This is a genomic window from Mesorhizobium sp. B3-2-1, from assembly GCF_006439515.1.
In the GTDB taxonomy this organism is placed as follows: Bacteria; Pseudomonadota; Alphaproteobacteria; order Rhizobiales; family Rhizobiaceae; genus Mesorhizobium.
Window position 1 is genome coordinate 34,238 of the sequence record NZ_VFTI01000015.1, and the last position, 24,315, is coordinate 58,552.

The 24,315-nt window shown below is 63.4% G+C and carries 27 protein-coding genes and 1 pseudogene; 15 read left to right on the forward strand and 13 right to left on the reverse strand.

What is annotated here, in order from left to right; all coding sequences use genetic code 11:
• Positions 1–48 precede the first annotated feature (48 nt).
• Both FJW08_RS16850 and FJW08_RS16855 read left to right on the forward strand, forming a co-directional pair.
• Positions 49–474: an Hsp20 family protein gene (locus FJW08_RS16850; RefSeq protein WP_013893014.1), complete on the forward strand. Its 426-nt coding sequence runs from the start codon at positions 49–51 to the stop codon at positions 472–474.
• 64 nt (positions 475–538) lie between these two features.
• The gene (locus FJW08_RS16855) at positions 539–796 is read left to right on the forward strand and encodes a DUF1150 family protein (RefSeq protein ID WP_015315721.1); all 258 of its coding nucleotides are present in this window, start codon (positions 539–541) and stop codon (positions 794–796) included.
• Between the two features lie 72 nt (positions 797–868).
• On the opposite strand, the gene ptsN is transcribed toward FJW08_RS16855, so the two are convergent.
• The 6 genes from ptsN to lptC all read right to left on the reverse strand — a co-directional run bounded on the left by ptsN (position 869) and on the right by lptC (position 6,188).
• Complete coding sequence (gene ptsN / locus FJW08_RS16860; protein ID WP_010911486.1) at positions 869–1,333, reverse strand: PTS IIA-like nitrogen regulatory protein PtsN; 465 nt, start codon at positions 1,331–1,333, stop codon at positions 869–871.
• 57 nt (positions 1,334–1,390) lie between these two features.
• Entirely contained in the window at positions 1,391–1,975 is a 585-nt protein-coding gene (gene raiA, locus FJW08_RS16865) for a ribosome-associated translation inhibitor RaiA (RefSeq protein WP_027143036.1), read from the reverse strand.
• A 264-nt stretch (positions 1,976–2,239) separates the two neighbouring features.
• Positions 2,240–3,766, reverse strand: a complete 1,527-nt coding sequence (gene rpoN, locus FJW08_RS16870; RefSeq protein WP_140811545.1) for an RNA polymerase factor sigma-54 — start codon at positions 3,764–3,766, stop codon at positions 2,240–2,242.
• Positions 3,767–4,061: 295 nt separating this feature from the next.
• Positions 4,062–4,880, reverse strand: a complete 819-nt coding sequence (lptB, locus tag FJW08_RS16875; protein ID WP_140811546.1) for an LPS export ABC transporter ATP-binding protein — start codon at positions 4,878–4,880, stop codon at positions 4,062–4,064.
• Positions 4,880–5,488, reverse strand: coding sequence for an LptA/OstA family protein (locus FJW08_RS16880; RefSeq protein WP_140756259.1), 609 nt, complete (start codon positions 5,486–5,488; stop codon positions 4,880–4,882). The genes lptB and FJW08_RS16880 overlap by 1 nt, the downstream gene beginning before the upstream one ends.
• Complete coding sequence (lptC, locus tag FJW08_RS16885) at positions 5,475–6,188, reverse strand: LPS export ABC transporter periplasmic protein LptC (RefSeq protein ID WP_140811548.1); 714 nt, start codon at positions 6,186–6,188, stop codon at positions 5,475–5,477. The genes FJW08_RS16880 and lptC overlap by 14 nt, the downstream gene beginning before the upstream one ends.
• Positions 6,189–6,543: 355 nt before the next feature.
• On the opposite strand from lptC, the gene sppA reads away from it, so the two are divergent.
• The 4 genes from sppA to FJW08_RS16905 all read left to right on the forward strand — a co-directional run bounded on the left by sppA (position 6,544) and on the right by FJW08_RS16905 (position 9,286).
• Positions 6,544–7,500 (forward strand): signal peptide peptidase SppA, encoded by a 957-nt coding sequence (gene sppA, locus FJW08_RS16890; RefSeq protein WP_140811549.1) that lies wholly within the window; start codon positions 6,544–6,546, stop codon positions 7,498–7,500.
• Between the two features lie 79 nt (positions 7,501–7,579).
• The gene (locus tag FJW08_RS16895) at positions 7,580–7,864 is read left to right on the forward strand and encodes an integration host factor subunit beta (RefSeq protein ID WP_006200394.1); all 285 of its coding nucleotides are present in this window, start codon (positions 7,580–7,582) and stop codon (positions 7,862–7,864) included.
• 41 nt (positions 7,865–7,905) lie between these two features.
• The gene (locus FJW08_RS16900; protein WP_140811550.1) at positions 7,906–8,283 is read left to right on the forward strand and encodes a DUF1049 domain-containing protein; all 378 of its coding nucleotides are present in this window, start codon (positions 7,906–7,908) and stop codon (positions 8,281–8,283) included.
• Between the two features lie 37 nt (positions 8,284–8,320).
• A complete protein-coding gene (locus FJW08_RS16905; protein ID WP_140811551.1) occupies positions 8,321–9,286 on the forward strand; it encodes an ornithine cyclodeaminase family protein in 966 nt (321 codons plus the stop codon).
• A 60-nt stretch (positions 9,287–9,346) separates the two neighbouring features.
• Here FJW08_RS16905 and FJW08_RS16910 read toward each other — a convergent pair.
• A pseudogene (locus tag FJW08_RS16910) lies at positions 9,347–9,454 on the reverse strand (HTH domain-containing protein); the annotation flags it as partial.
• Between the two features lie 82 nt (positions 9,455–9,536).
• Between FJW08_RS16910 and FJW08_RS16915 the strand changes: the two are divergent.
• The 7 genes from FJW08_RS16915 to FJW08_RS16945 all read left to right on the forward strand — a co-directional run bounded on the left by FJW08_RS16915 (position 9,537) and on the right by FJW08_RS16945 (position 17,164).
• On the forward strand, positions 9,537–10,022 hold the full coding sequence (locus FJW08_RS16915) for a DUF1772 domain-containing protein (RefSeq protein WP_140811552.1): 486 nt from the start codon (positions 9,537–9,539) through the stop codon (positions 10,020–10,022).
• A 90-nt stretch (positions 10,023–10,112) separates the two neighbouring features.
• Complete coding sequence (locus FJW08_RS16920; RefSeq protein WP_140811553.1) at positions 10,113–11,195, forward strand: class I SAM-dependent rRNA methyltransferase; 1,083 nt, start codon at positions 10,113–10,115, stop codon at positions 11,193–11,195.
• A gap of 1 nt (position 11,196) precedes the next feature.
• Entirely contained in the window at positions 11,197–12,054 is an 858-nt protein-coding gene (locus tag FJW08_RS16925) for an RNA methyltransferase (RefSeq protein ID WP_140811554.1), read from the forward strand.
• Positions 12,055–12,067: 13 nt separating this feature from the next.
• Complete coding sequence (gene lspA / locus FJW08_RS16930; protein ID WP_140811556.1) at positions 12,068–12,565, forward strand: signal peptidase II; 498 nt, start codon at positions 12,068–12,070, stop codon at positions 12,563–12,565.
• Positions 12,566–12,620: 55 nt separating this feature from the next.
• Entirely contained in the window at positions 12,621–13,610 is a 990-nt protein-coding gene (locus FJW08_RS16935; protein WP_140811557.1) for an MDR family oxidoreductase, read from the forward strand.
• 143 nt (positions 13,611–13,753) lie between these two features.
• Positions 13,754–16,048 carry a PAS domain-containing hybrid sensor histidine kinase/response regulator gene (locus tag FJW08_RS16940; RefSeq protein ID WP_140811558.1) on the forward strand — a complete coding sequence of 765 codons (2,295 nt, stop codon included), beginning with the start codon at positions 13,754–13,756 and terminating at the stop codon, positions 16,046–16,048.
• A 240-nt stretch (positions 16,049–16,288) separates the two neighbouring features.
• Positions 16,289–17,164 carry a GNAT family N-acetyltransferase gene (locus tag FJW08_RS16945; protein WP_224613688.1) on the forward strand — a complete coding sequence of 292 codons (876 nt, stop codon included), beginning with the start codon at positions 16,289–16,291 and terminating at the stop codon, positions 17,162–17,164.
• 71 nt (positions 17,165–17,235) lie between these two features.
• Here FJW08_RS16945 and FJW08_RS16950 read toward each other — a convergent pair whose 3' ends face one another.
• Positions 17,236–17,868, reverse strand: a complete 633-nt coding sequence (locus tag FJW08_RS16950; protein ID WP_140756284.1) for a trimeric intracellular cation channel family protein — start codon at positions 17,866–17,868, stop codon at positions 17,236–17,238.
• Positions 17,869–17,967: 99 nt separating this feature from the next.
• The gene (gene grpE, locus FJW08_RS16955; RefSeq protein WP_140756286.1) at positions 17,968–18,600 is read right to left on the reverse strand and encodes a nucleotide exchange factor GrpE; all 633 of its coding nucleotides are present in this window, start codon (positions 18,598–18,600) and stop codon (positions 17,968–17,970) included.
• Between the two features lie 239 nt (positions 18,601–18,839).
• On the opposite strand from grpE, the gene FJW08_RS16960 reads away from it, so the two are divergent.
• Both FJW08_RS16960 and FJW08_RS16965 read left to right on the forward strand, forming a co-directional pair.
• Positions 18,840–19,049, forward strand: coding sequence for a hypothetical protein (locus FJW08_RS16960; RefSeq protein ID WP_140756289.1), 210 nt, complete (start codon positions 18,840–18,842; stop codon positions 19,047–19,049).
• Positions 19,050–19,127: 78 nt separating this feature from the next.
• Positions 19,128–20,150 (forward strand): fatty acid desaturase, encoded by a 1,023-nt coding sequence (locus FJW08_RS16965; RefSeq protein ID WP_140811559.1) that lies wholly within the window; start codon positions 19,128–19,130, stop codon positions 20,148–20,150.
• Between the two features lie 169 nt (positions 20,151–20,319).
• Here FJW08_RS16965 and FJW08_RS16970 read toward each other — a convergent pair whose 3' ends face one another.
• From FJW08_RS16970 to FJW08_RS16985, 4 genes are all read right to left on the reverse strand, one after another.
• Positions 20,320–20,940 carry a DJ-1/PfpI family protein gene (locus tag FJW08_RS16970; protein ID WP_140811560.1) on the reverse strand — a complete coding sequence of 207 codons (621 nt, stop codon included), beginning with the start codon at positions 20,938–20,940 and terminating at the stop codon, positions 20,320–20,322.
• Between the two features lie 244 nt (positions 20,941–21,184).
• Positions 21,185–21,718: a DUF934 domain-containing protein gene (locus FJW08_RS16975; protein ID WP_140756296.1), complete on the reverse strand. Its 534-nt coding sequence runs from the start codon at positions 21,716–21,718 to the stop codon at positions 21,185–21,187.
• A gap of 170 nt (positions 21,719–21,888) precedes the next feature.
• Positions 21,889–22,653 (reverse strand): phosphoadenylyl-sulfate reductase, encoded by a 765-nt coding sequence (locus tag FJW08_RS16980; RefSeq protein WP_140811561.1) that lies wholly within the window; start codon positions 22,651–22,653, stop codon positions 21,889–21,891.
• Complete coding sequence (locus FJW08_RS16985; protein WP_140811563.1) at positions 22,628–24,298, reverse strand: nitrite/sulfite reductase; 1,671 nt, start codon at positions 24,296–24,298, stop codon at positions 22,628–22,630. The genes FJW08_RS16980 and FJW08_RS16985 overlap by 26 nt, the downstream gene beginning before the upstream one ends.
• Between the last annotated feature and the right edge of the window lie 17 nt (positions 24,299–24,315).

Below are 24,315 nucleotides of genomic sequence, written 5' to 3' on the forward strand. Positions count from 1 at the left end.
CCATTTGGGTTTTTCCAGTTTATGTCGCTCTTGAGAGGACAGTGTAACATGAGCCGAATGACGCCTTTCTCCAGCCCGCTTCTTTTGGGTTTCGACGCCATGGAAAAGACCCTGGAGCGTCTGGCGAAGTCCGGCGACAGCTACCCTCCCTACAACATCGAGCGCCTCAGCGGTGCCGACGGCAAGGCCGAGAGGCTACGCATTACGCTCGCCGTCGCCGGTTTCGCCGAAAGCGATCTCGATGTGACAACGGAGGAAAACCAGTTGGTCGTGCGCGGCCGTCAAACCGACGACACCGAACGCGAATTCCTGCATCGCGGCATTGCCGCACGCCAGTTCCAGCGCTGCTTCGTGCTGGCCGACGGCATGCGCGTGATCGCTGCGGAGTTGAAGAACGGCCTTTTGTCGATCGATCTCGATCGGCCGGAGTCTGAACGGCTGGTACGGAAAATAAATATTTCGGTGAAAGACTGATCTTCACCGATGGCTCTCATGCGGGATGGCCTTGAGCGGCGTCCTCGCGCCAAGGAGGCTTGAAATGACCAGAACTGACGAAACCATCACCATGACCAGCGGCGAATTCGCCCATCTCGGCGAAGGCTCGGTCGCCTATCTGCGCAAGGTCTCGAGCGATGAGCTGCTCGGCCGCTTTCCCAACATCGGCGAAATCGCGCCCGGCATGGAGCTGTGGGCCCTGTTTGGCGCCAACGGCCAGCCGATCCTGCTTTCCGATGCGCGTGACCGTGCCCTGGCCGGCGCCATGGAAAACGACCTGACCACCGTCGCCATTCACTAAGGCGGGCGGTTGACGGAAACGAAAGGGCCGCTCAGTGCGGCCCTTGGGGCGATATCTTAAAAAAGGATGGCTTCAGGCCGCGTGCGAGGCCTGCGTGTCCGACAAAAGCGCGTGGATCGCCGTGGCATCACGCGTCCCCCTGATCTTGGCCACAGTGTCGGCGTCGCGCAGCACGCGCGCGATGCGCGACAGCGCCTTGAGGTGATCGGCACCCGCCCCTTCGGGCGCCAGCAGCAGGAACACCAGATCGACCGGTTGGTCATCCAGCGATTCGAAATCGACCGGCGTCTCCAGCCGGGCGAAAACGCCGGCGATGCGTTTCACGCCGGCGAGCTTGCCGTGCGGGATGGCGATGCCGTTGCCGACGCCGGTCGAACCCAGGCGTTCGCGCTGCAGGATGGTGTCGAACACCTCCCGTTCCGGAATGCCCGAAATCGCCGCTGCCCGCTCGGACAGCAATTGCAGAAGCTGCTTCTTGGAGTTCGCCTTCAACGCCGGCAAAATCGCCGGAACGCTGATAAGATCGCTCAGATCCATGCTTGAAAATCCTTGTTCGCCTGCCGCGCCAGTCCCCACCCCTCGTGCGGCCGGCTTTTATCCCTGTGCGACTTTGGTCGTGGACGGATCGATCCAGCCGATGTTTCCGTCGGGCCGGCGATAGACGATGTTGAGATGGTCGGTTCCGGCATTGCGAAAAACAACCACCGGACTGTCCTTGGTATCGAGCTCGATGACCGCCGACGCCACCGACATGGTCTTCAGCGTCATGGTCGATTCTGCGACGATGGCCGGTGCGAAATCCTCCGGGATCTCCTCATCGTCATCGGCAAGCGGTGCCATCACGGTATAGGCAATGTCGGTCAACTCGCCATTGGCATTGCCCGAATTGTGCGATTTCAGACGGCGCTTGTAGCGCCGAAGCCGGGTCTCCAGCCGATCGGCGGCGGCCTCGAAGGCGAGCGTCGGATCCTGGGCATCGCCCGTGGCCTGCAGCGAGGCGCCGGAATCCAGCCGAATCATGCAATCCGCCGAATAGCGCGAGCCCGACTTGATGACGGTGACGTGTCCCGCGAAGCCGCGATCGAAATATTTGCCGATCGCTTCGCCGACACGATCGTTGATGCGTGTGCGGAACGCATCGCCGATATCCATGTGCTTTCCCGATATGCGCAGATTCATCTGAAAACTGACCTTCCTTGCTCAGGCTTCAAACTGGCCCGAGTTTATACTCGTGATCCGTGCGCACAAGCTTTGCGGCGTCACTCGCGCCGATTTAAATCCGAACTTTCCGGTTGATCACAAGCCGCCTTCTTGACCGTCCCGGGTCATTGTCGTGACGGACCATCCGCTAGCGGGCATCAAGCCCATCTCATGCGGGCGGGCTTCTAGCCACTTCACCGTGGCTTGTCAATGTAACTCGAAAACTGTGGAAATCGCGAACGCCTAACGGCCGGCGCTGGCGAGCGCCCGCTTCTCGCGCCGGCGTTGCACCGACGAGGGAATATTCATGCCTTCCCGGTACTTGGCGACCGTGCGCCGGGCGATATCGACGCCGCTTTCCCTCAGCATGTCGACGATAGCATCGTCCGACAGCACATCGACGAGCTTCTCCTCGTCGATCATTTGCCTGATGCGATCACGCACCGCTTCGGAGGAATGCGCGTCGCCGCCGCCCGAGGCCGCGATCGAGGCGGTGAAGAAATAGCGCAGCTCGAACACGCCGCGCGGGGTGAGCATGTATTTGTTCGCGGTGACTCGGCTGACCGTCGATTCGTGCATGCCGATGGCGTCTGCCACCGTGCGCAGGTTGAGCGGCTTCAGATGGCGTACGCCATGGACGAGGAAAGCGTCCTGTTGGCGCACGATTTCCGAGGCCACTTTGAGGATCGTCTTTGCTCGCTGGTCGAGGCTGCGTGTCAGCCAGTTGGCGTTCTGCAGGCACTCGGCCAGGAAGTCCTTCTCCGCCTGGTTTTTCGCGTGCGGCGACACCTGGGCGAAATAGATATGGTCGACCAGCACGCGCGGCAGCGTTTCGGCATTGAGTTCGACGGTCCAGCTGCCATCACTGGCAGCCCGGACCTCGACATCGGCGACGATGGCGTCGCTGGCGCCGCCCGAAAACGCCATGCCCGGCCGTGGGTCGAGCGCCCGGATTTCGGCCAGCATGTCGAGCAAATCCTCCTCGTCGACGCCGCAGAGCCGCTTCAGCGTCTGGAAATCGCGCCGCGCCAGCAGTTCCAGATTGGCGACCAGGGCCTTCATCGCCGGATCGAGCCGATCACGCACGGCAAGCTGCAGGGAAAGGCATTCCGCGAGATCGCGGGCAAACAGGCCGGCCGGTTCGAAGGTCTGGCATACGGCCAGCACCTTGCCCACCGCCACGCTGTCGATGCCAAGCCGCGCGGCGATCTCCGCCAGATCGGCCCTGACATAGCCGGTCTCGTCGAGCCCGTCGGTCAGCTCTCCGGCGATCAGCCGCGCTACGGGATCGGTGAAGGCAAGTGCGATCTGCTCGCCGACATGGTCGCGCAGCGTGATCGCGCTCGCCGCCATGTCGCCGGCATCGAGCCCCTCGGACGAGGAGCCGCCGCCGCTGCCCGAAGCCGATTTCCATTGCGCCGTCAGGTCGGGTCCGAGCCGCTCGCTGGTGCCGGGATCATCGGGAAACAGGTTTTCCAGTGACGTATCGAGCTTTTCCGAGATCGCCTCGGCGCTCCATGCCGTCTCGTTCTCGAACCAGTCGCCGTCGGGGGCCGCTTGCGGCTCTGCCTCGAGCTTCTGCGCCTGATCGCTCGCGGCATCGTCCTGCGGCTCGGCGCGCTCCAGGAGCGGGTTGCGCTCGATCTCCTCATCAATGAAATGCTCGAGCTCGGCATGGGTGAACTGCAGCAGCCGAATCGACTGCATCAGCTGCGGCGTCATCACCAGCGACTGCGACTGTCGGAGCTGTAGTTTCGCCGCCAATGCCATGATTCGGTTTCAAACGCCTCCTCTACGCGTCCGGACTTCCGGAATGAATTTCCCAGCCGGCCATAGAAACTGGCCCGGCTTTTGCTTGTCAAGGCAAAGCCTAGCAAAACTCGCTTACCGGAGCGTTATTCCGGATCAAAATCGCGGAAAACAGGTCGTCGGCGCGTAAAAAATCGTATCAGGAAACAAATTTCACGCTGAGAGCGATTCCAGGAGCCGGGAAAGAATGGCTTTCCGATCGGAATTCCGTGAAAAAAAGAGACGAGGCGGTTCGCCGTCTCAGACGGTGAACGTCTCAGAGCGTGAAACCCTCGCCGAGATAAAGCCGCCGCACATCCGGATTTGCCACCACTTCGTCGGCGCGGCCATGGGTCAGCACCTGGCCGGCATGGATGATATAGGCACGGTCGATCAGGCCGAGCGTCTCACGCACATTGTGGTCGGTGATGAGGACACCGATGCCCCGCGCCGTCAGGTGACGCACCAATTGCTGGATGTCGGCGACGGCGATCGGATCGATGCCCGCGAAGGGTTCGTCGAGCAGCATGTAGGCCGGGCGCGTCGCCAGCGCGCGCGCGATTTCCAGGCGCCGCCTTTCGCCGCCCGAGAGCGACATGGACGGCGCCTTGCGCAGATGGCTGATGTGAAATTCCTCGAGCAGTTCGTCGAGGTTGCGCTCGCGGACCTTTCGATCCTTTTCGACCACTTCGAGCACGGCGCGGATGTTCTGCTCGACATTGAGGCCGCGGAAGATCGATGCCTCCTGGGGCAGATAGCCGATGCCGAGGCGCGCGCGCCGATACATCGGCATCGAGGTGACGTCGAAGCCGTCGATCTCGATCGTGCCTTCATCCACCGGCACCAGGCCGGTGACCATGTAGAAACAGGTCGTCTTGCCGGCGCCGTTGGGGCCGAGCAGCCCGACGGCCTCGCCGGCGCGCACGCCCAGCGTGACGCCGCTGACGACCTTGCGGCCCTTGTAGCTCTTGGTCAGACCCTTGGCGATCAAGGTTCCCTTGAATTTCGCCTTGTCGGCAGTGACGGTGGCCGGAGCCGAAAGCTTGCCTGCGGCCCGTCCCGGGAGACGCGCCGTCAGCGACGACAGGCTGACCATCAGGGGTTCGTCGCTCCCGATTTCGACGCATCCGATTTCGGCGGCGGTGTGATCGACATCTGGACACGTTGCCCAGCGCATGGATCGACTTGGGCGAGCCCGCTTTTCATCTGCACGGTGAGCTTGCAGCCGACCAGGACATTGTCGTTTTGCGACAGGACGACCTTTTTGCCCGAAAGCACCAACACCTGGCTCTTCATGTCGAAACTGCCCTGATCGCCGGTCGCGACCTGCTGATCCGACTTGATGTAGACCTTGTCGGAAATCTCCAGGTGATCGATGTTGGCCGAACCGGTCATGGCTGCCGCCCCGGCGGCTTCGGTACCCTTCGTACCCGCGTTGGGATCCTTGACGTAGTAGACCATCATCTTGCCGGCCTTCATCAGCGTCGGCCCCTGGACGACGGTGACATTGCCCGTGAAGATGGCGACACTGTCGGCCTGGTGGACTTCCAGCTTGTCGCTTTCGATCTGGATCGGCTTGTCGCCGGCCAGTTTGAGACCCGACACCTGGCTGGCCGCCCCCGACTGCGCCAGCGACGGCGCCAGGCTGAGCAGGAACAGCGCCGAAGTCGCGGCCGCAAGCCGTGTCGAACTAGTGAGCCACATTCGCTTCTTCGCCCTTTGCCTCAGCCGCCTTCAGAACGGCGGGATCGATGTTGACACGAACTTTGTTCTCGAACACCAGGATCTTGCCATTGTCCTGGACCGACATCGAATCCGCCGTGATCTGCGACCCGCCACGGCTGACATCGACGGGATCATCCGTCTTCATAGTGCCTTTGCCCATGTCGAGGAAGACCGATTTGAACTTGGCCTGCAAGCCGTCGGTCGTGGTGATGGTGACGTCGCTGTTCAGTTTCATCGTATTGCCGTCGCGGTCGTAGGTACCGTGCGAGGCCTTTACCGCCGCGACATTGTCGGGAGCGATCGGCACCTTGGCGTCGATGCCTTCGAGTTCGATGATGCCTTGCGTGCTCACATCCTGTATCGCCCGCAGCGCCGTCATCGAATAGGGCTGCTTCAGCTTGGTGAAACCATTGAGTTTGGGATTGGCCATCACCAGCTTGCCGTTGGAGAAGGCGGTACCTTCCGCTTGTACCGCGACGGAAACAGGGGCGGCGAAATAGGAATAGACCGGGAAGGCGACGGCGATCAACGCCGCGGCCAAGGGCACGGCGAATTTGAGCACGCGCACGCGGCGCGAATGGCGCTGGGCGCGATTGAAAGCCTCGCCCCGCGTCCAGCCATCCGCCGGGAGAGCCAACTCCGTCTCCGGGCTGGTCGGTTCATTCGGTCGCGCTAACATGACTGCTTTCTTCTAAAACCCTGCCCCGGGAGCACCGCCTATAGGTGGGACGCCAGCGCCCTCACGCAAGCACAAGCCGACGAAAACCGCAAAAATGTGACAGCTGCCATTGCACAAACGAAACCCGGGTCGGCGCAACAGCCAGTGCTTCATAGCAGAAATAGACGTGCTCGCGTCTTTTTTCATCACCGAAGTTCTTCCCACTTACCTTGCGTCGCTCGTACAGGCCAGTCACAAAACAGACAACATGTGGACCGTCGTGCGCGGATTGCCGCGCCATGTGCGGACGGAACTGCTTCCCGATGAAGACATCATGGTCTAAAAGCGTCTCTTCCCGCTGACTGTGAGGCTGACGATGGCATTGAGAGCCGACGACCTGATCGACCGCCGCCGCTTGCGGCGCAAGCTGACTTTCTGGCGCGTTGCGGCCTTTGGCATCGTGGCGCTCGGGGTGATTATGCTGTCGGCCTGGTTCTATGGCGATGATTTCGGCGGCTCCGCCGTCGACCACATCGCCAAGGTCAGGATCGAAGGCACCATCACCGAGGACGACGAACTGATCAAGCGGCTGGAGACCATCCGCCTGTCGCCGAAAGTAAAGGGCGTGATCCTGGTGGTCGATTCTCCTGGCGGCACGACCGTCGGCGGGGAATCGATCTACGAGGAGGTGCGCAAGCTCGCCGCCGACAAGCCTGTCGTGGCCGAGGTCGGCACGCTCGCCGCGTCGGCGGGCTACATGATCGCCAGCGCCGCCGACCATATTGTCGCCCGCAAGACCTCGATCGTCGGCTCGATCGGCGTGCTGATCCAGTATCCTGACGTCAGCGGCCTGATGGACAAGCTCGGCGTCAAGCTGGAGGAGGTTAAATCCTCGCCGCTCAAAGCCTCACCCTCGCCCTTCAAGCCGACCAATGACGACGAGCGCGCCATGGTCCGCAAGCTCATCCTCGACAGCTACGACTGGTTCGTCGGCATCGTGGCTGAACGCCGCAAGATGACCCACGAACAGGCGCTGGCGCTCGCCGACGGTTCGATCTTCACCGGCCGCCAGGGTGTCGCCAACGGGCTGATCGACGCCGTCGGCGGCGAATCCGTGGCGATCGACTGGCTGGCGACCAAGGGTGTCGATGCCAAACTCAAGGTGGTCGAGTGGAAGGACACGGAACGGCGCGGCGGTTTCCTGTTCTCGAAGGCGATGGCACACACCATCGCTGGCGCGCTCGGCCTGCCGGACTCCGGCGGCGACGTCATCCATGAACTTGGCGCCGACCGCTTGTTTCTTGACGGTCTCGTTTCCGTCTGGCACCTTTGAGACGCGTTGGGACAGCTGAAAAAGCAAATAAAATCATCCTGATAATTTTGGCCGAACTGCTTTCACGGGGACCCGTCTGATGATCAAGTCCGAGCTTGTGCAGATTATTGCCACGCGCAATCCGCATCTTTTCCTGCGCGACGTCGAAAACATCGTCGGCGCGATCTTCGATGAAATCACCGACGCGCTTGCCGAGGGCAACCGGGTCGAATTGCGCGGTTTCGGCGCTTTTTCGGTGAAGAATCGACCCGCCCGCACCGGCCGCAACCCGCGCACCGGCGAATCCGTCGAGGTCGAGGAGAAATGGGTGCCGTTCTTCAAGACCGGCAAGGAACTGCGTGAAAGGCTGAACGGCGGCAAGTAGCCGGACGGCCTTGTCCCGGCCCGCTTGCGACGGAAATTATCATGCTCAATCGTTTCATGCTCATCGTGGTCTTCGTGCCCCTGGCGATCATCCTGATCGCCTTGGCCGTCGCCAACCGCGAACTCGTCGCCTTCACGCTGGACCCGTTCAACCCCGGCAATCCCAAGCTGACGCTGATCTTGCCGCTGTTCATCTTCCTGTTCCTGGCGCTCGCCATCGGCATGATCGTCGGCAGCCTGGCGACCTGGGTCAAGCAGGGCCGCTACCGCAAGCTGGCGCGCCAGCGTGGCGTCGAGGCCGAAAACCTGCGCCAGGCGGTCCGCGCGCCTTCAGTGCCGCAGGCCCCGGTCCAAGGATCAGCCCAAGGGGCAGCCCAGGGATCAGCCCAGGGGTCAGCATTGCCGAAGCCCACCAATTGAAGCGCCGGCCGGCGCATTTCCTTTCACGGAGCTTTTCATGCTGACCATTTCGGCGGCGGAGGTCGATCGTGCACTGACCTTTCCTGGACTGGTCGAGACGCTGCGCGCGGCTTTTCGCGAGGGCGCGGTGCAGCCAGTCAGGCACCATCATGCGGTCAAAAGGCCCGATGGTGCGGCGTCGACCCTGCTGCTGATGCCGGCCTGGACCGATTTTCACGCCGCGGGCGGTTCCGCCGGCGGCCATATCGGCGTCAAGATCGTCACCGTCTCGCCCGACAACAACGCGATCGGCAAGCCCGCCGTGATGGGGCTCTACCTCCTGCTCGATGGCGGCACCGGCGAACCGGAAGCGCTGATCGACGGCCAGCGGCTGACGCAGTGGCGCACGGCCTGCGCCTCGGCGCTCGCGGCATCCTATCTCGCCCGTGACGATGCCTCGCGGTTGCTGGTGGTCGGCGCCGGCGCGCTGTCACCCTTCCTGGCCAAGGCGCACAGCGCCGTGCGGCCAATCAAGACCATCCGCATCTGGAACCGTACCCCGGCCAACGCCGAGAAAGTCGCGGCCGAGCTGCGCGCCGAGGGCTTCGCGGCCAGCGCCGCGACCGATCTCGATGCCGAGCTTGGCCAGGCCGACATCGTCTCCTCGGCGACAATCACCACCACGCCGCTGATCAAGGGCGCACTGCTGCGGCCAGGGACCCATGTCGATCTGGTTGGCGGCTTTACCCCGACGATGCGCGAAAGCGATGACGAGGCGATCTTGCGTGCCCGCGTCTATGTCGACACCCGCGCCGGCGCCACCAAGGAGGCCGGCGACATCGTCCAGCCACTGGCCTCCGGCGTGCTGAAACCGGAAGCCATCGTCGCCGACCTGCACGAACTGACGCGCGGCCAGAAGCAAGGCCGCGGCGGCCCTGACGAGATTACGCTGTTCAAGTCGGTTGGCGCAGCACTCGAGGACTTGGCCGCCGGCATTGCCGTCTACAAGGCGCTCAGAGGCTAGCTCAAGCGAGTTTGGCGCCCATCGCCCCTGCGATCAGGGCGAAATCGGCCGCGCCACAAAGGTGCGGACCGAAATCCCGAGATCATCGGCCAGCACCCGCCCGCTCACCGGCCAGCGGTGCCGGCGCAGCGACTTGATCAGATCGAGCAGGCGTTCGGAACGGGACATGGACGACGATAAGGGCCAGGGCTGAGGCAACGGCAAGTGGCGACGGTTAGGAACGGCTTCGGCCCGGAACCGTTGTTGCGTCATGCGAATACATGGCTTCCTGCTGTTCTGGTCTGTCTTGACCGCCACCATCGCTGCGCTCAGCCTCGGACCGTCCTTCGCCCATGTCCTGGAATCGGCCCCCCGGCTCACCCGGTGGTCCCCGGAGCTTTGGCGCGAGGCGACCGTTTTCAATGGCCAGTTCCTGGTCTTCGCAATCGTTGGCGCGCCGCTGGATGTCGCGGCGGTCGCCTGCCCGGGACTGCTGGCATGGCTGCTGCGCGAGGATCGGTCGGCGTTCTCGTTCGCACTCGCCGCCACCTTGCTCTATGCGCTGTCCCTCGTGCTTTGGTTCGTTCTCGTCAAAGCGGCCAATAACGTTCTCGCCACCTGGGTGCCAGGCCCGATTCCCGACAATTTCGAAGCCATACGACTGCGCTGGGAGACCGGCCACATGGCGGTCACGGCGGCCAAGGCTGCCGGTTTCGTTTCGCTGCTTGTCGCCCTGCTTTCGATCGGGCGTGGCTGAGCCGTTCGCAATCGCAATGTTGCGCGGGTTTGTTGCGCCGATGGGCATAGCTGTGGCAGAAGCGGGCCGAACCGCCGGAGAAGCTGCCTCTTGAAGTCTTTTCGCGACAAACGCCGCGACGGCCGACCGCACCCAGCGAAGAGCGGGACCGTAGAGCCGCGCCCCACCGAGAATCGTTCCGCGGTCAAGCCAGATCCCAGGCCGCGCGAACAGCACAATGTGAAACCGGAAAACCAGCCGAAATCCGCGCCGCGCATCCTCGCCCGCCGCGAAGGCGCGCTGCCCGCTGAGCAACTTCCGGTAATTCTCGAAGTAGCTCCCAACGCGGATTACGCGCTGCTCGACAGCGGCGCCGGCCAAAAGCTCGAACAATACGGCCCCTACCGCATCGTGCGCCCGGAGGGCCAGGCGATCTGGCAGAAGGCCCTGCCGGCAAGGGACTGGGAGCGCGCCGACGCGATCTTCACCGGCGACACCGACGAGGAAGGCATCGGCCGCTGGCGTTTTCCCAAGACACCGCTCGGCGAAACCTGGCCGATGAAGCATGACGGTATCGACTATCTCGGCCGTTTCACCTCGTTTCGCCATGTCGGCGTCTTTCCCGAGCAGGCTTCGCACTGGGACCATATGGCGGGCTTGATCGTGGCGGCCGGGCGGCCGGTCAAGGTGCTCAACCTGTTCGGCTATACCGGCCTTGCCTCTCTGGTGGCCGCGCGCGCGGGCGCGGAGGTCACCCATGTCGACGCCTCGAAGAAGGCGATCGGCTGGGCGCGCGAGAACCAGGAGATGGCCGGCCTTGGCGCCAAGCCGATCCGCTGGATCGTCGACGACGCGGTGAAGTTCGCCGAGCGCGAGGAGCGTCGCGGCAGCCGCTACGACATCATCCTGTTCGATCCGCCGGCCTATGGCCGCGGCCCCAAGGGCGAGGTCTGGCAGTTGTTCGAGGACCTGCCTGATCTGACGGACCTCTGTCGCTCGATCCTAACCCCGAAGCCGCTTGCCGTGGTACTGACCGCCTATTCGATCCGCGCCTCCTTCTTCGCCATCCACGCTCTGATGCGCGACACCTTCGCCGGTATCGGGGGCAAGGTCGAATCGGGTGAGTTGATCATCCGTGAAAAGTCCGCCGGCCGGGCGCTTTCGACTTCACTGTTTTCGCGCTGGGTGGCTTGACATGAACGAACGGCACGCCGGCGCGCCTGGCCAGGTGAAGGAAGTCACCAGCCTCGCCAACCCGCTGGTCAAGGACATCAAGGCGCTCGCCTTGAAGAAATTCCGCGACCAGCAGAACGCCTTCATGGCCGAGGGGCTGAAGCTGGTCATCGACGCGCTCGACTTGGGCTGGCAGATCAGGACACTTGTTTTCGCCAAGGCCGGACGCGGCAACGCGGCCGTGGAAAAAGTCGCGGCGCGCACGGTTGCAGCCGGGGGTACGGTACTCGAAGTGTCGGAAAAGGTGCTCGTCGCCATCACCCGCCGCGACAATCCGCAAATGGTGGTCGGCGTCTTCTCGCAAAAATTCCTGGCCCTGAAGGACATCCGTGCCGACAATGGCGACGTCTGGGTGGCGCTCGACCGGGTGCGCGATCCCGGCAATCTCGGCACCGTCATTCGCACGGTCGATGCCGTCGGCGCCAAGGGCGTCATTCTGGTTGGCGACACCACCGATCCGTTTTCCGTCGAGACGGTACGCGCCACCATGGGATCGATCTTCGCCGTGCCAGTGGCGAAGGCAACGACCGAAGCATTCCTTGCCTGGCGCGGCGGCTTTTCAGGTCTCGTCGCCGGCACGCATCTGAAGGGCGCGGTCGATTACCGCTCGGTCGATTTTTCCCGCGGGCCAGTACTTTTGATGATGGGCAATGAGCAACAGGGCCTGCCCGAAAGCCTGACGGCAAGCTGCGACAGGCTGCTCAGGATTCCGCAGGCGGGCCGTGCCGATTCGCTCAATCTCGCGGTCGCCACCGGCATCATGCTGTTCGAGATCCGGCGCGGCGCGCTGAAGCTCGAACCAATCCCGGACCAGCAATGAGGGCTGCCCAATCGTGAAATCATGGTCTCCCTACGCGCTGCTCGTCATCGTGGCCATCGCGCTCGACCAATGGATAAAGGCACTGGTCGAGGCCGGCCTGCCCTTCCAGGAAAAGCTCGACCTCCTGCCCTTCCTGGCGCTGTTTCGCACCTATAATACGGGCATCGCCTTCTCGATGTTCTCCTCCTTCGGCGACACCGGCCTCGTGGTCATCGCCGTGCTGGTCGTGGCTTTCGTGCTTTACCTCGCCACGCGGACGCCATCGGGCCACGTCATCACCCGCATCGGCTTTGCGCTGATCATCGGCGGCGCGTTGGGCAATCTGATCGACCGTGCCGTCTACGGCCATGTCATCGATTACATCCTGTTCCACACGCCGGTCTGGTCCTTCGCCGTCTTCAACCTTGCGGATGCCTTCATTTCCGTGGGCGCGGCACTGGTCGTCTTCGACGAACTCATCGGCTGGCGGCGTGAACCGAAACCTTCGAACGCCAAGCCTTCCAAAGATTGACCCCAAGCGGCCATCGCCGCACAGTCAGATGCCAAGCAAGTTCGCGGAGAGAAAGATGACCGAAACCTTCAAAGCCATCCTCGTTTCGCGCGATGCCGAAAAAAAACAGTCGGTCGCCGTGACTGATCTCACCGACGCCGATCTGATGGAGGGCGACGTCACCGTCGCGGTCGAGGCGACGACGGTGAACTATAAGGATGGACTGGCCATATCGGGCAAGGCGCCGGTGATCCGCCGATGGCCGCTGGTGCCGGGCATCGACCTCGCCGGCACCGTCATCTCCTCTTCCAATCCCGACTGGCGCAAGGGCGACAAGGTCATCCTGAACGGCTGGGGCGTTGGCGAAACCCATTTCGGCGCCTATGCCGGGCGCGCCCGCGTCAAGGGCGACTGGCTGGTGCCTCTGCCGGAAGGCATGAGCGCGCATGATGCCATGGCGGTCGGCACCGCCGGCTACACGGCCATGCTCTGTGTCATGGCGCTAGAGCGGCACGGCATCCTGCCCGATCGCGGCCCTGTCGTGGTGACGGGCGCCGCCGGCGGCGTCGGTTCGGTCGCGGTCTCGATCCTGTCCAGCCTCGGCTACCATGTCATCGCCTCGACCGGCCGCAATGCCGAAAGCCCTTATCTGATCAACCTTGGCGCCGCCGAGGTGATATCGCGCGACGAGCTCAACCAGCCTGCCAAGCCGCTCTCCAAGGAGCGCTGGGCCGGCGGCATCGATTCGGTCGGCAGCCACACGCTGGCCAATGTGCTGTCGATGACCTCCTATGGCGGCGCGGTCGCCGCCTGCGGCCTGGCCGGCGGCATGGATCTGCCGTCGAGCGTCGCTCCCTTCATCCTGCGCGGCGTCTCCCTGCTCGGCATCGATTCGGTGATGGCGCCGAAGGCCGTACGCCTCGAGGCCTGGCGGCGCATCGGCGCCGATCTCGATGTCGACAAGCTTGCCAGCCTGTCCACGACCATCGGCTTCGACGGCATCATCGGTGCGGCACACGACATCGTCGATGGCAAGATCCGCGGTCGCGTCGTCGTCGACATGTGACCGACACAGGGATCGCAGGCGCCGGACGGAATTGCCACACAGGCTGGCAAATCCGTCGCCGCCGGGTCAAAAACGCCCGATCCGCTAAAATTCGAACGATCCGCCGCAATTTTCCATAATCTCTGTCTGGCAAAGGATTTCGCATGATCGCGGAATCCGACAGCCAACGGGCCGACGCTGGCGACGACACCGATGCGGCACCGGCGCAAGCGCCGGCATCCGCGCGGCGGTTTATCGCCGCGCCGCCGCTGGTGCCCGATCAGCAACCGGCCAAGCGCGAAGGCCTGCCGATACTGACCTTCGTTGCCGTTCTGGTGCTGGCCGGCCTCTCCTACCTGACCGGGGCGCCGGCCTTCATCAGCCTGGCGTTGCTGGTAACCGGCCTTGCCGGCCTGGCCATGCACCTGCACGCCAGACGCAGCGTACGCCGCACTACGGTGCTGCTCGACGCAACCACCGCCCGCAACCGCGCCGAGATCGAGACGCTGGCCGACCGGATGTGGGAGATGCAGGAAAGCGAGGAGCGCTTTCGCGGTCTCATCGACGCGCTCGGCGATCTCGTCATCCATCGCGACCGCGACGGTTACATCGTCTATGCCAACAAGGTGTTCGCCGACCTCGTCGAAACCGACCAACGCGACCTTGCCGGCAAGACGCTTGCCGAGCTCGGCATCGAGGTCGGCATCGTCCCCGATGCCGCTTTCTCCGACCATGAATGCCTGAGTTCCACCGACGTTGCCATCCGCACGCCGACCGGCCCGCGCTGGTTCTCGTGGATCGAGTTATCCGTGCGCGACAAGGACAGCAATGCCGTCTCGCATCGCGCCATCGCCCGCGACATCACCGCACGCAAGCGCGCCGAATCGTCCATGATCACCGCGCGCGAGCGGGCAGAGTTCGCAAGCCAGGCAAAGTCGCGCTTCCTCGCCACCGTCAGCCATGAGATCCGCACGCCGATGAACGGCATCATGGGCATGGCCAGGCTGCTCGCCGACACCAGCCTGTCGCCGGAGCAGCAGACCTATGTCGGCGCCATCTCGACCTCGGCCAGCGCCTTGCTTGCCCTGATCGAGGACCTGCTCGACTATTCCAAGATCGAGGCCGGACGCTTCGATCCCGAACCGCAGCCCATGTCCGTGCGCGAGATCGCCGACAACATCATCGAACTGATGGCCGCGCGCGCCTTCGCCAAGAATATTGGCCTCGGCTGCCATGTCGAACCGGACGTGCCGCAATTGATCACCGCCGATCCGGGCCGGGTCAGGCAGGTGCTGCTCAACCTCATCGGCAACGCCATCAAGTTCACCGACGGCGGCGGCGTGCTGGTCAGCGTCGCGCGCGCCCGCACCGAGATCAGCGACCGCATCTGCTTCACCATCGCCGATACCGGTCCTGGCCTGCGCGACGAGGACATGGAGCGCATCTTCGAGGAGTTCGAGCAGGCCGACGGCACCTCGACGCGCACGCATGGCGGGGCCGGATTGGGACTTGCCATCTCCAAGCGCCTGGTGACCGCCATGGGCGGCACGATTTCGGTTTCCAGCCGGCTTGGCCAGGGTTCGGAATTCGTATTCGAAATCCCGGCCATATCGGCCACCGAGCCGCCGCAGGGCCGGCAGAACGCGCTTGCCGGCCGGCGCGCCGTGATCCTGTCCAAGAACACCGTCGAGGCCGACGCCATCGCCCGCACCATCCGCGCCAATGGCGGCGTGGCCGGCATCGCCACCACCGTGGCTCAGGCCGCTTCCTTTGCCGACGGCTGCGACGTGCTTCTGGTCGACGCGGCCATGGAAGAGAGTGACGGAAGGCTGCTCAAGCGGCTTCGCCAGCATGGATTCTCCAATTGCGAAGCCATCACGCTGATTGCCCCCACCGAACGCGGCATGCTTGGCGAGTTTCGCGCCAGCGGCTACGCGACATTCCTTGCCCGGCCAGTGCGCGGAGGAACACTTTTGCGTGTCCTTTTGAGCAGCCACGCACCGGTCCTCGCCCCGCCGCAGCCGGAAAAACGCCGCGCACCGGCACTTCGTCCGTCAGGCGAACGCCAGCAGGGCCTGTCAGTGCTGATCGCCGAGGACAACGACATCAATGCCATGCTGGCCCGCGCAACGCTGCTGAAGGCCGGGCATCGCGTCAAGGTGGTCGGCAACGGCAAGGCCGCCGTCGAGGCGGTCACCGGCGCCGGCCACAACCGCCGCTTCGACGTGGTGCTGATGGATCTGCATATGCCGGTCATGGACGGACTGGACGCCATTGCCGCGATTCGCCGCCATGAGGAGGAGACATCCGTGCCGCCCGTGCCGATCATGGTGCTGTCGGCCGATAGCCAGGAAAAGACCCGCCATGCGGTGCTTGCCCATGGCGCCAGCGGCTTCGTCACCAAGCCGCTCGACCCCGAAGCGCTGGTCAGCGCCGTCGAAGGCCAGGTCGCCGCCTGAGCCCTCTTTTCCCGGTGCGTGGCTGACGAAGACTACCAAAAAAGCAGTCCGGTTTCGGCGCCCGCGAAGGCGACGCGCCCAGGGACTTGTGACGCAACGTAGCCGGTTGACCGTTTTCGCCAGCCGACCAAGTATTGCCCGCGACGCCGTATCACGGTACTGTCACAATCCTGTTGCACCTACACCGTATCCCCGTGCCAAGAGGGATGGCTCGAAGGAGAATCACTCGTGCATACAGTTATGCCGGAATGTGACACTCGGCCGAACGCCAGCAGCGCCTTGCTCGCAGGACGTAATGTCGATTCCGTCATAAAAGGCGCAGCGCTCGGCCGTATCGGCAACCTCGAAGTGCGGCTCGCCCGCAACGAGGCCGAGATCGCGGCTGCGCAGGAAGTGCGTTACCGTGTATTCTATGACGAGCTTGGCGCCAGGAAGGATCTGTTCCAGGCGCATGACCGTCGCGACGCCGACCGCTTCGACCCGCTCTGCGACCATCTGCTCGTCCTCGATACCACGCTTTCCGGCCCTGAGCACCGCCGCATCGTCGGCACCTATCGCTTGCTGCGGCAAGAAATCGCGGCAACCGCCGGCGGCTTCTATTCCGAAGGCGAATTCGAGCTGACCAAGCTCATCGCCCGCCATCCCGGACAGCGTTTCCTCGAACTCGGCCGTTCCTGTGTCTTGCCCGAATACCGTTCGAAGCGCACCATCGAGGCGCTATGGCAAGGCATCTGGGCCTATATCAATCACTACGAAATCGGCGTGATGACCGGCTGTGCCTCATTCCACGGCACCGTGCCGGCCGCGCATGCCGAGGCGCTCACCTATCTCGCCCATCATTGCCGCACCAACTCGGCCTGGGACGTGCGCGCGGTGTCCGGGCGCTATTGCTCCATGGACCTGATGCCGATCGAGGCGGTCAACACCAAGGCGGCGATCGCGGCGATGCCGCCTCTGGTCAAGGGATATCTGCGGGTAGGCGCTCGCATCGGCGATGGTTGCGTCATCGACCGCGAATTCTCCACGGTCGACATTTTCGTCGTGATGCCGGTCAAGGAGATCGGCGCCCGTTACGTCAACTATTATGGCGGGGAAGCGCAGCGCTTCGCCGCGTGAGCGAGTAGGCAGTAGGCCACGATTCACGCTTCGGCGACTACTGACTATTTCCCTACTCCCTACTCCCTTCTTCAGGGAATATCTTCCGGCCGCCGGCCGGGCCGGCTCTTGTAGGATGGAAACGTCCAGCCGAAACGGAGCGCACCGCCGCGCACCGCGAACGCCGCGGCGAAGCCGGCCAGCTCTGAAACGATCGGCGGCAATCCTGTGACGTCGCCAGCCGTGAAGATTGCAGCGCCCGCGAGAGCGGCCGTAACATAGATTTCCGGTCTCAGCAGCACCGAGGGTTCGCCGGCCAGCAGATCGCGCAGGATGCCGCCTGACGTGGCGGTGAGCACGCCGGTAATGACGGACACGACCGGCGAACCGGTAATGGCCAGCCCCTTGGCAGCACCCATCACCGAAAAAGCGGCCAGTCCGATGGCGTCGAGCCAGAGCAGCCATTTCCAGCGGGACTCGACACGGTGCGCAGCAAAGAACACCAGCACCGCGACCGCCGCGCAGATCAGCACGTAGCTGGAGTTGGCGACCCAGAAAACCGGTAGATTGAGGATGACGTCGCGAAGCGTGCCGCCGCCGATGCCGGTGACACTGGCCAGGAACAGGAAGCCGATAATGTCGAGCTGTTTGCGCGAAGCCGCCAACGCCCCCGTCGCCGCGAAGACGGCAACGCCGGCATAATCGAGAAGGGCGATGGGGTTCATGGGCTGAGTGAGTAGTGAGTAGTGAGTAGTGAGTAGCGGAATAGCACGAAGCCGCAGCTTAGTGTCAGGCCCCTACTCCCTATTCACTACTCACTATCCTCACGCATCCTTCTCGGCCTGCTCATTGACAGGCCCTGGCTCGACCGGCGCGTCGGCGGCAATTTTCGGGCCGCCCTTGGCGACGCCGACCATGGCCGGGCGCAGCACCCGCTCGCCGATCGAATAGCCCGGCTGCACGACCTGGACCACCGTGTTGGCCGGGACATCGGGATTGGGTACCTCGAACATCGCCTGGTGGAAATTGGGATCGAACTTCTCGCCTTCCGGAGCGAGTTTCTTGACCCCATGCCGTTCCAGCGCCGACAGCATGGCACGCTCGGTCAGATCGACGCCTTCGATCAGTGCCTTGAAGCCAGCATCCCCCGACGCCTTGGCCTCGGCGGGAATGGCATCCAGCGCGCGGCGCAGATTGTCCGACACCGACAGCATGTCGCGGGCGAAATTCGCCACCGCATAAGTGCGCGCATCATGCACATCGCGCGCGGTGCGGCGGCGCAGGTTCTCCATCTCGGCCGCGACGCGCAGCGCGCGGTCCTTCAGCTCTTCATTTTCCTTCAGCAGCCGCACAAGCGCTTCATAGTCGCCGTCGATGCCGCCTTCCGTACGCTCGGTATTTGCCTCGGCCGCCTCGGCTTCACTGGGCGCGCGTTCGTCTTTTGCCTGGTCGCTCATCGCCGTTTCCCGTCATCTCGAATGGTGTGGATTTGTGCCCGATATCGAGGTTCGCAGGCCAAAAATCAAGGGGAAAGCGACCGCAAGGACCTTTTGACAGGACCTGGAAGGCGCCAACGCCGCAGTTCGATTTTAATTCAAATTTTACCGTGCTTGCCGGCTTTGCTTGCCACAACGCCGTGATGCGGGAACCATTCCGTCGCTGGAGGAGTTTCGGAACCGACGCAGGATTTGAACCCATGACCCGCAACAAGCTCGAAAAAACAGAAAGGCTCGCTGCGGAGGTTCGGCGCCAGATCGGCGCCGAGGCGATGAAGCGCTTTCTGCGCACCTTGCCAGCCTTCCGCACCGAAGCCGACATCCCGGACCGCTTCGGGCAATTGCTCGATCACCTCGACCGGGTCGAGGATGGCGACGTCGGCTGGCGACGGGCAGTGAGGGTCGACTAGCCTTACGCGACAATTACGCACAGTAACTTTACGTGATCATCGTCTTGCGGTGGCGGCACACCCTGCCTATGCTTTCTGATGAACATGATTTCACCCGAAGCGGCGGCCAATAGCAAGCGCGCCTGGCTCAAGGTCCTGGCGCGCTACAAGAAGCCTGACAGGCGGCGCAGCGCACTCGAACTCGCCATCACCCTCATTCCTTTCGCCACGCTGTGGGCTCTGTCTTCCGCGGCCTATGCCTATGGTCATTGGTGGGGACTGATCCTCATCCTGCCCGCGGCCGGATTCCTGGTGCGGATTTTCATGATCCAGCACGATTGCGGCCATGGCTCCTTCTTTGCCAATCGCCATGCCGACGACTGGATCGGCCGCGCGCTGGGCATCCTGACGCTGACGCCCTACGACTGCTGGCGGCGTGCCCACGCCACGCATCATGCCAGCGCCGGCAATCTCGACGAGCGCGGCATGGGCGACATCAGGACGCTGACCGTCGCCGAGTACCGGCAGATGTCCTGGCGGGGTCGCCTGGCCTATCGTCTCTACCGCCATCCGCTGGTGATGTTCGGCCTGGGGCCGATCTGGCTGTTCATCTTTTCGCAAAGGCTGCCCATCGGCATGATGCGCGGCGGCTTGACGCCCTGGGTGTCGTCGATGACCACCAATCTAGGCATCGCGCTTGCCGCGGCCATCCTCATCTGGGTCATCGGTCCCGGCGCGTTCCTGATCGTCCATCTGCCGATCGTCATTCTCGCCGGCTCGGCCGGCATCTGGCTGTTCTATGTCCAGCACCAGTTCGAGGAGACCGAGTGGGCGAAGGATGAGGAATGGGAGTTCCAGCACGCCGCTCTGCACGGCTCTTCCTACTACGACCTGCCGCCGGTGCTGAACTGGCTCACCGGCAATATCGGCGTTCACCACGTCCACCACCTCTCCGCCAGGGTGCCCGGCTACCGGCTGCAGGAAGTGCTGCGGGACTATCCCGAGCTGCGCGGCATCGGCCGCATCACGCTGCTTGAGAGCCTGCGCTGCGTCAAACTGGCCTTGTGGGACGAAAGCCGCAGCAAGCTGATATCGTTCCGCGAGGCGCACGCGGCGCTGTAGCGCCTGCCTTTTCCCGGTTCGCGGGGACGAGGTGAGGCGTGGTCCGCACAGCGGACGAAAAGCCAATTGCTTGGCTTTTCGAACAACGCCCGAAGGGCCGGCGTGGAAGCAGCACCAAGCTTTCCAACCTGATTTGAGAAGCGTGGACGAGCAGCCGGTTCTCATAGCCTCAGGCCGCTTGCCGCTCGTCACGCATCAGGATCTCGCCATGGCGGATCTCGGTGCCCAGCACCTTCAGGCATTCGCGGATGAAATTGGACAGGCCCGGCCAGCCCTTAGCCGAAACGAGATTGCCGTCGACATGAGCCCCGTTCGGCGCGACGTCGATATAGATGCCGCCGGCCAGCGTGACTTCCGGCTCGCAATAGTGAAGCGCCGCCACCTCCCTGCCCTGCACCACGCCGTCGACCGCGATCAGGATTTGTACGCCATGGCAGATGGTGAAGATCGGCTTACCTGTCTCATGGAAGTGCCGCACCAGCGCCTGCACGCGCTTGTCGATGCGGATGTATTCGGGGCCGCGCCCGCCCGCCGCGTAGACGGCATCGTACTGGGCCGGATCCACCTCGGAAAACGTCTTGTTGAGGATGTAATCGTGGCCGGGCTTTTCGGTGTAGGTCTGGTGGCCTTCGAAATCGTGCAGCGATGTCTTCAGCACATCGCCAGCCTTCTTGTCCGGGCAGACGACATGCACGGTGTGGCCGACGGCATGCATGGCCTGTTCGAAGACGAAAATCTCATATTCCTCGCTGAACTCGCCAACGAGCATCAGTATCTTCTTGCCAGCCATTTCCGGTTCCTCCCTTTTGGCAATTTATTTCCGGCCGCGAAATAACAGCATTATCCTAAAGGCGGGATCACGTGGGGAAAAGCGCAAATCGCACAATTGGTACGACCAGTTTACGCCGTCCCCGATTGAAGGGGCCTTGGGGCCCTTCATAGAAAAACGAAAATAGTCCCACTGGTTCGACCAGCAGCGCAATCAGGCGTCAGCCCTCATCATATCGATTACGGTATAGGCGTGCAGAACTGAGTCAGTTGCCGCGAACCCGGCGCCAGGAATATTTCGGGCCTTTGGGCTCCGCTATGGCGGCCGGCTGGTAGTAAAGCCCCAACCCGCCGGTACGGCCCTCTTCCAGGCGCTTCAAGAGCACTGGATTCGAGATCTCGAACTCGTCGAAGCCAAGCCGCAGCATGTGCGGCAACGGATCGACCAGAACCTGCCCGGTGGCACGCAGCGCGCCCGTGAAATGATAGCGGCCGCGCAGCAATTCGCCCTTGGAGAAAGAGCGGCCGTCGCCGAAGGCCGGAAAGGCCAGCGCCACTAGCGACAACTGGTCGAGCAGGTCGACGATCTTCTCCAGCTGATCGCCGGGCTGCAGCAGGACGCCGAGCCGCTCCTTCGCCGAGTGGCGCACCTCCGGGTCGAGATCGAGGAACGCCTGCAACGGCAGGATGAAGCGGCCGTTGCCGGAAAGCGCATCGGCGCTCTCGGCATGGGTCCACTCGTCTTCGCGAAAACCCTCTGGGGTCCAGAGCCGGGTCTCCGGTGTCGTCGGTTCAGTCATCAAAATTCCTAAAATTCGAAGAGCTCGAGGGTGTGTTGAAATTCAGGTCAGGCCGCGTCGAAAACGGCTGCTTCCGAGAACCGGAGCGGAGCGTACTTGAAGCACGCGAGCAACGGAAGCGCAGGAAACCGCCGTTTGCAGGGCCGGCCTCACCTGAATTGCAACATACCCTACAGTGATGCGTCGGTCAGCGACACTTCCAGTCCCGACAGGTGAATGCCGCACTCGGTCTTGGCGTGCCCGGCCCAGCGGCCGCTGCGCGCGTCCTCGCCCGGCTGCACCGGCTGCGTGCAGGGAAAGCAGCCGATCGACAGATAGCCGTAGGCGACCAGTGGATTTTCGCGCAGCGCATGCGCGCGCATGTAGTCGGCCTGGTCCGATGTCGTCCAGTGCGCCAGCGGATTGATGCGGATGCGCGGGCCGACCGCCTCGAACACAGGGAGTGCCGCCCGTGTCGAGGCCTGGAAGCGCTTGCGGCCTGTGAACCAGGCGCGGAAGGGTGCGATGCCACGTGCCAGCGGCTCGACCTTGCGCACGTCGCAGCAGGCGTCGGTGTTGTTCTGGTGCAGATTGCCGGTCGGGTCGATCCGTTCGAGCGCCGCTTCGTCGGGCTTGATCACCCGGATGTTGGTCAGCCCGAAATCGGCGACCAACGCGTCGCGATAGCCGAGCGTCTCCTCGAAATGCTTGCCGGTATCGAGGAAGATGACCGGCAGCGTGCGGTCGATCTTGGCGATCATGTGCAGCAGCACCGCCGAATCCGCGCCGAACGAAGACACGGCGGCGATCTCGTCGTGAAACAGTTCCTTGGCCGATCGTTCGATGACCTCGATCGGGCTGAGATGACCGTAGAGTGCGTCTAACCCCGCCGCCTTGGCGGCGATGCCGTCATCGACGTCGACGATATGGTCAAGCGGCCTTGGCTTCGCCAGCATAGAGCGCCTCCTTGAACGGCGCGGGACCGACACGGCGGTAGGCGTCGATGAATTTTTCCTGCGGATTGAGCCGAAGGCCGAGATAGGTGTCGACGATCTGCTCGATGGCGTCGGTGATTTCCTCCGAAGAGAAGCCGCGGCCGATGATCTCGCCGACCGAAGTGTTCTCGTCGGCCGAACCGCCCAGTGTCACCTGATAGAGTTCGGAGCCCTTCTTCTCGACACCGAGGATGCCGATATGGCCGACATGGTGGTGGCCGCAGGCATTGATGCAGCCCGAGATTTTCAACTTCAGCTCGCCGATCTCGCGCTGCCGCTCCAGCGAGGCGAAGCGACGCGAAATTTCCTGTGCGATCGGGATCGAGCGCGCGGTCGCCAGCGCGCAATAATCGAGGCCCGGGCACGAGATGATGTCCGAGATCAGGTTGGAATTGGCCGTCGCCAGCCCGATGTCGACCAGCGCGTCATAGACCGTCTTGAGGTCGGCGCGCGCCACATGCGGCAGGATGAGGTTCTGCTCGTGGCTGACGCGAAGCTCGTCGAAGGCATACTTCTCGGCAATGTCGGCGACCGCTTCCATCTGGCTGTCGGTCGCATCGCCCGGCACCTCGCCGATACCCTTGAGTGAGATCGTCACCGCCGCGTAGTCGGGGTGGCGGTGCGTCACCACGTTCTGGTCGAGCCAGTCCGAGAAGCCCTTGGAATCCAGCCGCGCCAGCTTGACGGCCGCATCGCCGTCCGGCCGCCCGGCCAGCGCCGGCGGGGCGAAATAGGCCTCGATGGCGCGGATGTCCGCCTCCGGCAACTTCAGCTCCGCGTCCTTCAACTCCTGCCACTCGGCCTCGACCTGGCGGGTGATTTCCTCGGCGCCGGTCTCGTGGACCAGGATCTTGATGCGCGCCTTGTACTTGTTGTCGCGGCGGCCATAGAGATTGTAAACGCGCAGGATCGCCGTGCAGTAGGACAGAAGGTCGGCCTCCGGCAGGAAGTCGCGGATCTTGCGCGCCACCATCGGCGTGCGGCCCTGGCCGCCACCGACATAGACGGCGAAGCCGAGCTCGCCGGCGGCGTTCTTTTTCAGGTGCAGGCCGATGTCGTGCGTCTGTATGGCGGCGCGGTCGCGCTCGGCTCCCGTCACCGCGATCTTGAATTTGCGCGGCAGGAAAGAGAATTCCGGATGCACCGAGGACCATTGCCGCAGGATTTCCGCATAGGGACGCGGATCGGCGACCTCGTCGGCGGCCGCCCCGGCAAAATGGTCGGCGGTGACATTGCGGATGCAATTGCCGCTGGTCTGGATGGCGTGCATCTCCACGCTGGCCAGGTCCGCCAGGATCGCTGGAATATCCGACAGCGCCGGCCAGTTGAACTGGATGTTCTGGCGCGTGGTGAAATGGCCGTAGCCCTTGTCGTATTTGCGGGCGATGTGGCCAAGCATGCGCAGCTGCTTGCCGTTCAGCGTGCCATAGGGCACGGCGATGCGCAGCATATAGGCGTGCAGCTGCAGATAGACGCCATTCATCAGCCTGAGCGGCCGGAACTGGTCCTCGGTGATCTCGCCGGACAGCCGGCGCTCGACCTGGTCGCTGAACTCGGCGACGCGGGCCTGGACAAAATCGTGGTCGAACTCATCGTAACGGTACATGCTTAGTCTTTCAGGGC